Origin of the sequence: Pseudomonas sp. Pseusp3, assembly GCF_047304225.1 — a bacterium.
GTDB lineage: Bacteria > Pseudomonadota > Gammaproteobacteria > Pseudomonadales > Pseudomonadaceae > Aquipseudomonas > Aquipseudomonas fluorescens_CD.
This window is the reverse complement of sequence record NZ_JBGLYV010000157.1, coordinates 1-9,568: the sequence shown is the minus strand read 5'-3', so window position 1 is coordinate 9,568 and position 9,568 is coordinate 1. Positions and strand designations below refer to the sequence as shown.

9 protein-coding genes are annotated in these 9,568 nt (G+C 58.2%); 3 read left to right on the top strand and 6 right to left on the bottom strand.

Annotation, left to right across the window (positions count from 1 at the left end; all coding sequences use genetic code 11):
- Positions 1-359: 359 nt before the first annotated feature.
- Positions 360-818 carry a winged helix-turn-helix transcriptional regulator gene (locus tag ACCD00_RS29105; protein WP_413428676.1) on the bottom strand — a complete coding sequence of 153 codons (459 nt, stop codon included), beginning with the start codon at positions 816-818 and terminating at the stop codon, positions 360-362.
- Positions 819-954: 136 nt separating this feature from the next.
- On the opposite strand from ACCD00_RS29105, the gene ACCD00_RS29100 reads away from it, so the two are divergent.
- The gene (locus ACCD00_RS29100) at positions 955-2,238 is read left to right on the top strand and encodes an MFS transporter (RefSeq protein ID WP_413428675.1); all 1,284 of its coding nucleotides are present in this window, start codon (positions 955-957) and stop codon (positions 2,236-2,238) included.
- 165 nt (positions 2,239-2,403) lie between these two features.
- Here ACCD00_RS29100 and ACCD00_RS29095 read toward each other — a convergent pair whose 3' ends face one another.
- The 3 genes from ACCD00_RS29095 to ACCD00_RS29085 form a co-directional block, all read right to left on the bottom strand.
- The gene (locus ACCD00_RS29095; RefSeq protein ID WP_413428674.1) at positions 2,404-3,330 is read right to left on the bottom strand and encodes a LysR family transcriptional regulator; all 927 of its coding nucleotides are present in this window, start codon (positions 3,328-3,330) and stop codon (positions 2,404-2,406) included.
- Positions 3,327-4,301: a quinone oxidoreductase family protein gene (locus ACCD00_RS29090; protein ID WP_413428673.1), complete on the bottom strand. Its 975-nt coding sequence runs from the start codon at positions 4,299-4,301 to the stop codon at positions 3,327-3,329. Before ACCD00_RS29090 ends, ACCD00_RS29095 begins: the two co-directional genes overlap by 4 nt.
- A gap of 209 nt (positions 4,302-4,510) precedes the next feature.
- On the bottom strand, positions 4,511-5,227 hold the full coding sequence (locus ACCD00_RS29085; RefSeq protein WP_413428672.1) for a class I SAM-dependent methyltransferase: 717 nt from the start codon (positions 5,225-5,227) through the stop codon (positions 4,511-4,513).
- Between the two features lie 215 nt (positions 5,228-5,442).
- Between ACCD00_RS29085 and ACCD00_RS29080 the strand changes: the two genes are divergently transcribed.
- The gene (locus ACCD00_RS29080) at positions 5,443-6,075 is read left to right on the top strand and encodes a dihydrofolate reductase family protein (RefSeq protein WP_413428671.1); all 633 of its coding nucleotides are present in this window, start codon (positions 5,443-5,445) and stop codon (positions 6,073-6,075) included.
- Positions 6,076-6,202: 127 nt separating this feature from the next.
- Positions 6,203-7,012, top strand: coding sequence for a glycosyltransferase family 2 protein (locus tag ACCD00_RS29075; RefSeq protein WP_413428670.1), 810 nt, complete (start codon positions 6,203-6,205; stop codon positions 7,010-7,012).
- Between the two features lie 77 nt (positions 7,013-7,089).
- On the opposite strand, the gene ACCD00_RS29070 is transcribed toward ACCD00_RS29075, so the two are convergent.
- Positions 7,090-7,734: a c-type cytochrome gene (locus ACCD00_RS29070; protein WP_413428669.1), complete on the bottom strand. Its 645-nt coding sequence runs from the start codon at positions 7,732-7,734 to the stop codon at positions 7,090-7,092.
- 10 nt (positions 7,735-7,744) lie between these two features.
- Positions 7,745-9,004, bottom strand: coding sequence for a molybdopterin-dependent oxidoreductase (locus ACCD00_RS29065; protein ID WP_413428668.1), 1,260 nt, complete (start codon positions 9,002-9,004; stop codon positions 7,745-7,747).
- Positions 9,005-9,568 lie beyond the last annotated feature (564 nt).

The window sequence follows — 9,568 nt, the reverse complement described above, 5'->3', positions numbered from 1 at the left end:
ACTAGCAGTCTGACTCCACAAGCACCCACACGAATTGCTTGATTCAGTTGTTAAAGAGCGGTTGGTTAAGATCTTTCATCTCAACCGAGGCGCGCATTCTACAGCACCTTTTTCAAAAAGCAACCTTAAAAGTTTCTGTTTTTACTTAATAAAATCAGCTACTTAAGCCAGACCAGCAGCAAACTGCTCGTCAGCGGGAGGCGAATACTACAGCATTAAAATACGCGGTCAACCCCCTGCTAAAAATTCTTTTCCTTCCAGCGCACCCATTGCAGTTTTCATCCTGGTTCAAGTTCATATATGGATACCGACGTTAATTCCCCAGGGTCGTTCAGGTGTGAAGCAAGTCTGCTGTCGCCTCAAGACCCGCCGTCAACGAGTCTCACTCTGTGGCAATCAGAGGGTCCAAGTTTCTGACCGCTTGATGAACGAACATCAAGCGGCATCAGAGGCTGGCCGGACTCGTTATCCAGCAGTACAGAACGCGTCTCGTCCGGTTTGAACAGGAAACGTTCGCCCCACTGCCTCAAACTGACCACAACCGGAAAGATCTCCCGTCCTTTTTCCGTCAGCACGTACTCTTTATAGGCGCTGCCATCTGATGCCGGTCTGACATCGAATACCCCGACTTCAACCAGGGTTTTCAGTCGCGATGCCAGAATATTCTTGGCTACGCCCAGGCTCTTTTGAAATTCGCTGAAGCGGCGAATGTCGTCGAAGGCGTCGCGGATGATCATGAGCGACCAGCGATCACCGATGGCCTCAAGTGTTCTTGCTACCGGGCATTCGCTGCTTTTCGGTGAAGTGTCTGCGACCATCTTTTTGACCTTCCAGAATATCGATTTGCCAAGTCTGTCCACCGGCCCGGCACAATGTGGTTGCAATTTGAAACAAGATCCGACAACAATCGATCAGGTTTTGAATTGAAACCAGTTTAGCGCCATGGAGGCGTACATGACAGCAGATGCCGACTCAGCGACCAAACGTTTCTCCAGCCAGCCTTCGGCACTACCGCCTGCGGACACTGAAAAAAGCGACAGGACGGACCGATCTCCAGGACTTTCTCCGTCGCTCACGTTGTTGTTTTCTTTCACCTGCGCGCTTGCAGTAGCCAACGTTTATTTCGCACAACCATTACTCGACTCAATGGCTCAGAGTCTGGGTGTGGCCTCATCAACGATCGGTGTCGTGGTGACTGCGACTCAGGCTGGATACGCGCTGGGGTTGTTGTTCATCGTCCCGCTCGGCGATCTGGTCAACCGTAAGCGGCTGATCCTGACTCAAGTACTGCTGTCTGCCATTGCGCTGGCGGCAGTCGGCGCATCACAGCAATGGCTGGCACTGCTTGGGGCCATGATCGTGATGGGCTCGCTGGCAGTGGTCGTTCAGGTGCTTGTGGCATACGCCGCGGTGCTGGCAACACCATCACAACGCGGGCAGGCAGTGGGGACGGTAACCAGTGGCATTGTCCTGGGCATTCTACTGGCGCGGTTTACCTCTGGCCTGATTGCGGACATCGCGGGCTGGCGCGCCGTTTACTTTGTGTCCTCGGCAATGATGCTGACCCTCGCGGCGGTGTTGTGGAGAGTGGTTCCTGTCACCGCGTCGCCAAGGCATCAAGACGCCTATCCGGTGCTCGTGGGTTCGCTCTTCAAACTATTCATCAGCGAGCGCACGCTGCGCGTCAGGGGCCTGCTGGCCCTGCTGATCTTTGCCGCTTTCTCTGTGCTATGGACATCCATGGTGCTGCCACTGAGCGCCCCGCCGCTGTCGCTTTCACACACGGCCATCGGCCTGTTTGGCCTGGCTGGTGTAGCCGGCGCGCTAGCTGCCAGAAGAGCCGGTCGCTGGGCCGATCAAGGCCTGGGGCAACGGGTGACCGGTATTTCGCTGGGGCTGCTGACGTTGTCCTGGCTGCCCATCACGTTTGCCGAGACATCTCTGGTCGCGCTGGTCTGCGGCGTAGTGTTGCTCGACTTCGCGGTGCAGGCAGTACACGTCACCAATCAGAGCATCATTTTCGCTGCACGACCCGACGCCCAAAGTCGCATGGTCGGCGCCTACATGTGCTTCTACTCGGTTGGCAGCGCACTGGGCGCCGCAGCCGCGACCCAGGTGTATGCGCTATGGGGCTGGATGGCAGTCAGCCTGCTGGGCGCCTTGATCAGCGCCAGTGCCCTGACTCTGTGGTTTCTCACGCGTCATTGCTCAACGGCCAATAAAGGAAGATCAACATGAGAGTCAGGCACCGCAAACAACCCACCGCCCTCCAGATTGCAAGGCATGTCATCCACTGCTCTGTCCTGATCTGTTCACCCAGGGCCAGGGCCACTGCAACCCTCAATAGCGGTTCAACATAACCCGGCAAACCAGACAGGCTGAATGGCAGCAGTTTGCCTGAGGTCAAATGGCCCACGGAGGCGAAGGGATAAACTTTGATTCGATCCATTGTTTGAACGCGACAACCACGGCACCAGGAAATTTGGCCGATGGCCTGACCAGATAGACCCCACCTGCGGCATCCAGTTGCCAGTCAGGAAGCACATGCAACAGTTTCCCGGCAGCAATATCACGACTCATCAACCAGTCGCCTGCCCCCAGGATTCCCGCATCGGCGCGGGCCGCGGCAAGTAATGATTCGCTGTCATTGGCGGTCAGGTTTCCTTTAGGGGAAACCGCTTGAAGTTCGTTGCCGCGATGGAGTCTCCACTGGGGAAAAGACGCAAGACCGCTGAAGCGAAGGCAATTGTGATTGAGCAAATCCTGTGGGGTTTCGGGCATGCCGTGCCTTTTGATGTAGGCAGGCGAGGCGCACAGAATCCGGCGATGGTCGCTGAGCTTCCGGGCGATCAACCGGTTGTCTTCCAGTTCTCCAATCCGGATGGCAGCGTCAAAACCTTCATCAATGATGTCGACCAGACGCTCGCTATAGTCGGCAAGGATCGAGACCTGCGGATAAGCCGCAAGAAACTCCGGCAGCATCGGACCAAGCCAAAGCCGTCCCATGGCTGCTGGCAGTGCAAGTCGCAAAGTACCGCGAATTTCGCTGGCACCTTCGGCCGCTTGCTGTTGCGCTTCATTCATCAACCCGATGGCTGAGCGAAGACGCTGCTCCAGCCTGGCACCGACCTCAGTGATTCGCACCTGCCGGGTCGAGCGCTCCACAAGGCGAACGCCAAGGCGCTTTTCCATTGCCGCGAGCCGCTTTGAGACGACTGTCGGGTGTCGCTGCAAAAGCCGGCCGGCACCGACAAACGAGCCTTGCGAGGCCACGGCCAGAAACGCAGCGATTTCGTCGCTGTGCTGATTATTCAGAACATCAGGATTCATGGTTTTAGAATGATCGCCCCCGAAGAACGCCCCGACTCCAGATCGGCATGTGCCAATGCTGCATCGGCCAGCGAGTAGCTGGCCCGGATACGGGGCTTGATAATACCCGCGCCTATCGCGGCCAAAACATCCTGTGCACGCTCCTGGTACTCAGCGACACTCGCCGTATGGGCTGCCAACGAAGGGCGTGTCAGGAACAGCGAGCCCTTGGCGTTGAGTGTCGACAGCTCCACGGCTGACGGCGCACCGGATGAAGCGCCGAACGATACCATCAGGCCACGGGGTCGCAAGCTGTCCAGGGATGCCTGGAAAGAAACACGCCCTATCGGGTCATAAACGACGTCGACCTTTTTCCCGCCGGTGATACGTGCGACATCCGATGCCAGGCTGTCGGCATCAAACACCAGGACTTCATCGCATCCCGACGCTCTGGCCTTTTCGACACTGGCCTGTTTTGAAACCACGCCAATCACAGAGGCACCCAAGTGCCTGGCCCACGGCACCATGATTTCCCCCACCCCTCCAGCCACACCGTAGAGGAGAATGGTTGTGCCCTGCCCTACGGGATAGGTGGTTTTCAAAAGGTACTGCGCAGTGATGCCCTTGAACATGACGGCTGCGGCATCATCGAACGAGAGCGCATCCGGAATTTTGACCAGCCGCTCCGCCGGATAAAGCCGGGCCGAAGCATACGAGCCGATAGGGCCGGTGGCATAGGCGACGCGATCCCCGACTTGCACATTGCTGACACCAGCACCTACAACGGCGACACGCCCGGCGCCTTCCAGCCCAAGCCCGGATGGCAACGCAATCGGCGCCGCGCCCTTGCGCTGGGTGACGTCGAGGAAGTTGACACCAATGGCTTCTTGCTCAAGCCAGACCTCGCCGGGCCCTGGCGATTGTTCGCTCAGTGTCTCCAGGTTCAGTACTTCAGGATTGCCGCACTGATTAAACCGGATCGCAGATACCATTGTCATTTCCCCTTCAGTCAGAAGCTGCCTTCACAAAGATGCCGCCAGTGTGAGAACTGACCTTCCAATGAACAAGACGGGTTGCATGCAGATCATTAGTGCATAGATTGCAGCAATCACATCACAGATACCACGCGTCATTGTGTGGAACGATGCGGGTCGTAGCGATTATGGAGATGCCAAAGGTTAGCGCCGAGCATCGGTCGCCTTCAGCCGGTTTTACACGTCAGCCAGGCGCCCCAGAAAAGGCTGCTGAAAAAGCGCGTGGTCCCAGCGAATCCGCAGTCGTGCAACAGCTTGTGGACCGCCGCTTCGGAATGTGGGGGATCGGCGCCTTGCAGAATTTTTCCAAGCTTGATCTTCACCTCATCCGGGCTGGCTCCATGCTGGCGCCACCGGTGCCCCCAAGCCTCGAGCAACAGCGGTTGGCTGGCATAGGCATAGTGATTGCCCGCCACAATCAGTGGAGCACCGGGTTTCAGGCGAGTACGAACCGATTGTAGAAGCTCTCGCTTGGCGTCATCGCCCGGCAGGTGATGGAGCACACCGATCAAGGTAGCCGCGTCGAATGACTCGTCGGCCGGCAAGTCGTCAACATGCCCAAGATGCACGTCCGTTCTTTCCAGCAGGTCGTTTGCCTGTAACTGCTGTGTCGCGGCTTCCAGCATCGGCCCGGAAGGATCGACGGCCATGAAGCGCCAATTCGGCTCCAGCGTGGCCATCGCAATAATTTCCCGGGCCGTACCGCCCGCGCCAACGACCAGTACTTTTGCCGCAGCAGTGCTGCCCAGGCTTGCCGCCAGCATGCACGCGGCCAGATCGTGGCAGGCGTCATACCCGGCCAACGCGATACGGCTCTGTTTTGCGTACTCGTTGGCCCGGGAGGTATCAAATTTTTCAGCGGTGTGGGTAGAGGATGATTTCAAGGCGATTCTCCATGTCGTCAAATCAAGCTACGCCACACGAACAGATAATAAAAATTCATTAATTTTATTCAATGCATTCCTATAAGGAATAAAAACCGCAGATTCTGTTGTCGATTTCCCAGCGTCTGGTTCGACTATCTGTCAGGGATATGATCGCAAGGGATCGCAGACGCCCCCGTATAAACACGTTCACCCGGATGAATCAGGAGAAGAGCATGCGCACACTTACCGTTGCCGCGTTTGTCAGTCTGGATGGCGTCATGCAGGCGCCCGGCGGGCCTGAAGAGGATCCCGCTGACGGATTCCGGTTCGGTGGCTGGATCGTGCCCTACGCCGACAAAACCACCGGCCAGGCCGTGCAAGACCTGTTCTCACAGCCATTCGAATTGCTGCTGGGACGTCGCACCTACGACATCTTCGCCTCCTATTGGCCGCGCATTCAGCCCGACTCAACCAACCGGACCCTTGCTGACCTGTTCAACGGCGTACCCAAGCATGTGGCCACGCACCGCGCCGATTCGCTGGACTGGCAGAACAGTCATGCGCTGGAGGGCAATCTGGTCGAAGCGATCAGCGCGCTCAAGCGTCAGGACGGTCCCCGGCTGTTGACACAAGGCAGCGGCGATCTGGTGCGCCAGCTGCTTGCAGCCGGCCTGGTGGACGAATTGCGGCTGATGATTCACCCGATCCTGCTGGGGCGCGGCAAGCGCCTGTTCGACGACAACGCCCAAGCATCGGCTTTCACCTTGCTGAACTCGATCAGTTCGCCCGGGGGCGTGCTGATCGCCCGTTACATCCGCAGCGGCGAGGTACGAACAGGCTCGTTCGAGGGCGTCAGGCAGCAATAGCCTGCGCCCCTGGCAACGGTTCAAAACCGTGCGCCAGCCTCGACACCAACGACCCAGGTGAAATTAAGCTTGAGCTAAGGTTGCCTCTTTAAGCTTCGACTCTTTTGAGTCGTCGAGCATTTCGAAGATGGGTAGTGTCGATACAAACGCCAAACCACCGTTCAGCATCGTACTGGTCAATTACAAGACCCTTGATCTGACCAGGATCTGCCTGGACCTCTTGCGAGAGCCTGTACAAAAAGCCGGAATTGCCGTCTGGGTGGTGGATAACGATTCGGCGGACGCCAGCGTCGAGTATTTGCGCTCACTCGACTGGATCAATCTGATCGAACGGGATGCCCCCACCAAAGAGCCGGGCCACATCGCCCATGGCAAGGCGCTGGACATGGCACTGGCAAGGATCGATACCGACTACCTGTTTCTGATGCACACCGACACGTTCGTCTTCGATGCCAATGTCTTTGCGATGATGATGGAGCACTGCACAAAGGATCAAAACGTCGCAGCGGTCGGTTGCACCGAGCAACTCAATCGCGGACTGCCAAGGACCGCATGGCGTTTCACTTCACGCCTGTGCAAACACCATTACCGACGCCTGAAGCAGTCGCTGGGCCTGCGATCAAAAGAGCCGAAACCCTACAAGGAAACCCACTTGAAAAGCTTTTGCACGCTATGGAATTGCAGGCTGATGAAGCAACAGGGTCTGCATTTTCAGATCGATGATCGGGTGCCCGGCTATGAGCTGCAGGATCGTGTGATCGGGCTTGGCTACAAAGTCGTGTTTCTTTCGCCGGGCAAAATATTCAAGTACCTGGACCACGTCCAGGCCGGCACCGTCGCCGCCGCTGGCGGATATGGCCAGGATCACCGACGGACCAAAATGTACCAGGACATTCTCAAGCGCTTCAGTGCGGACAACACCTCGGTGCCTGAGTAAACCGGCACATCCGCGACCCAAAAGCCCACTGGCCGTTGCCGGCTCAGTGGGCTTTTTTGCATCAGGTTGACGCTGACTCACTGCTTCATGATGAACGTCGCCAGGCTTTTCAGGTCGTCCGAGCTCAACTGCGCGAAAGGCGGCATGGGCACATCCCCCCACTTTCCGCTGCCGCCGTGCTGAATGCTGGACATGACCCGGGCCAGTGCCTGCGGGTCATTGGCATATTTGGTCGCCACATCGTGATAGGCCGGGCCGACGACCTTATGATCGACCGCGTGACAGGACAGGCAGGCGTTGTCCTTGAGCAAGGCCGAGGCGACTTTCGCGACCGACACCGTCGGTGGCTGATCCGCCGGCGGGTTCGAGGCCGCCTGAACATCGGCATCGCTCGCCTGGGCACTGCCGTAGGTCACCGCCAGGTAGGCACCGATGACATTCACCTCCCGGTCGCTGATCGGCGCACCGTACACGTGCTGCATCTTGCCCGCTTCGGCGGTCCACTGCGCCAGGCTCATGCCAGGCGGCTGGAAGTTGATGTAATCGGCCGAATGGCAGATGGAACACTTCTGCCGGGCCAATGGGTAGCCCGGCAGTGTACTGGGCTTGAGCGCCGCGGTTTCGGGCGGCAACGTGATCGAAAGCGGTGCTGCGCCTGCCAGGTTGGCAAGACAAACCTGAGCCGCGCACAGCAAGGCGGTCATGAATTTCATGGGTTTCATGCGGCCCTCCTCAGGCGACGGTCACGTGGCTGGTTTCGACGACATGGCGGCGGTAGCCACCGGGGTTCCAGTCGGCTTGCAGCGGTTGCGTCTCGCCGGCACTGTTGCTGGCCCGCACCATCAACTGGGTGGCGCCCTTGCTGGTAAAGGTGACCGACAGAGTCCACTGACGAAAGGAGAAACGGCCAAGGTCCTGCCCGAGGGTGGATTCGCGCCAGGTTTTTCCGCCGTCGATCGACACCTCCACCTTGTTCACCCCGGCGCCACCGTCGAACGCGATGCCCTTGAGCACCACGCCTTTGTTCAGCGGCAATACATCGCCGTGCTTGACGCTGGTGATGAAACTGCGTACCGGCAATTTTGAAATCGGCTGGGTTTTCGCCGGCGTAGTGCCGGGAGCAACGCAGAAGCAGTCGTTGTCCGGAACCCGATATCCCTTGGCCATGAAGAAACCGTCGTAGGTATGGTCGACGACTTCGATCTCGCTCAGGTGCTTGACCCAGTAGGTGCCGAAATAGCCAGGCACCACCAGACGAATCGGATAACCGTTGAGAAATGGCAGGTCGGTGCCATTCATCGACCAGGCGATCATCGGCTCGCCGTCCATGGCATGGCTGATGTCCAGCGCCTTGATGAACTCCGGCGTGCTCGGCAGCACCGGTTTATCCAGCCCACGGAAAGTTACTTGCCGGGCCTCGGCCTTCACGCCGGCCTTTTCCAGCACCGCCTTGAGCGGCACCCCCAGCCAACGTGCATTGCCCATGGAGCCATTGCCCAACTGAGCGCCGAACACCCGCGGCATCGAGAAACCACGGCTGTTGCCCGAACACTGATTGACGGCCACCACCTCCACAGGCTCGCCGAGGGCCTTGAGCTCGGCAAGAGACAGCGACAGCGGCGCGTCGACCACACCCTTGATCGTCAGGCGGTAGGTGTCGGGGTCGATGCTGGTCGGGAAATTGGCCAGGTGGTAACGCACGAAAAAGGCGTCATTGGCCGTGATCGGTCCTTCGTTAAAGACAGAGAACGGCGTCTCCAGATGCGGCGGCCGAGTGGTCACCAGGGTCAACGGGCGCTTTTGCGGGTATTGCACCAGCGGTCGTGGGCCAGCGGCAAAGGTCACATCCTCGGCGGATTCACTGGCTGCCCCGCTTTCCTCGGCTGCCCTGGCGAGATTGGCCAACGGCGAAGCCGCCACAGCCAGAGTAAATGCATCGCGTAAAACCCGCCGCCGGCTCGGCTGGCTGCTGTCTACAAAACTGAACTTCATTGCACGCTCTCCTTGATTGTTTTATCGAGATGCAACTGACAGTTCCTCGTCAGGATGAAGAGGCATCAGCCTTGATGTGCCAGTGCGGGTTCTCTTTATTGTTCGATGTCGATAAACAAACCAGTATCGTCAGGTGCACATGGGTTGCTTCGCATTAAACGTCAGGGACTTGGCAATTGATGACAGGAGCAGCCGAAAGGAGCGGCATTGAGAGGCACCCTCTCAGTGGCTATTTTTCACATTAGCCTAAAAACTGCCCTCGCCTGCTACCGCCAAGGCAATCGCCTGTTGAATCCCCAGCGCCAGAGAGGATGAACGCCAGCCTGTAGGAGCGAGCTTGCTCGCGATGGACGTCAACGATAACGCAGGCTGCCTGAATGCCCGCGTTGTCCCGGCGTTTTTCGCGAGCAAGCTCGCTCCTACAGGGAGAAGCGTTCAATTGCGATCAGGCCGGCCAGCAGGCCGCCTCGCTTTGGCTTTTGATCTGCTTGCCCCCTCGAGAGGCCGAGCGCAGGTTCTGCGCAGTGGGCAACCCGGCATGGATGCCGGGTTAGCCGCGTACGG

What these genes read in the sequence shown, in the direction of transcription:
- ACCD00_RS29105 (WP_413428676.1), bottom strand. Translation starts at nt 818, where the DNA reads ATGGTCGCAGACACTTCACCGAAAAGCAGCGAATGCCCGGTAGCAAGA.
- ACCD00_RS29100 (WP_413428675.1), top strand. Translation starts at nt 955, where the DNA reads ATGACAGCAGATGCCGACTCAGCGACCAAACGTTTCTCCAGCCAGCCT.
- ACCD00_RS29095 (WP_413428674.1), bottom strand. Translation starts at nt 3,330, where the DNA reads ATGAATCCTGATGTTCTGAATAATCAGCACAGCGACGAAATCGCTGCG.
- ACCD00_RS29090 (WP_413428673.1), bottom strand. Translation starts at nt 4,301, where the DNA reads ATGGTATCTGCGATCCGGTTTAATCAGTGCGGCAATCCTGAAGTACTG.
- ACCD00_RS29080 (WP_413428671.1), top strand. Translation starts at nt 5,443, where the DNA reads ATGCGCACACTTACCGTTGCCGCGTTTGTCAGTCTGGATGGCGTCATG.
- ACCD00_RS29075 (WP_413428670.1), top strand. Translation starts at nt 6,203, where the DNA reads ATGGGTAGTGTCGATACAAACGCCAAACCACCGTTCAGCATCGTACTG.
- ACCD00_RS29070 (WP_413428669.1), bottom strand. Translation starts at nt 7,734, where the DNA reads ATGAAACCCATGAAATTCATGACCGCCTTGCTGTGCGCGGCTCAGGTT.
- ACCD00_RS29065 (WP_413428668.1), bottom strand. Translation starts at nt 9,004, where the DNA reads ATGAAGTTCAGTTTTGTAGACAGCAGCCAGCCGAGCCGGCGGCGGGTT.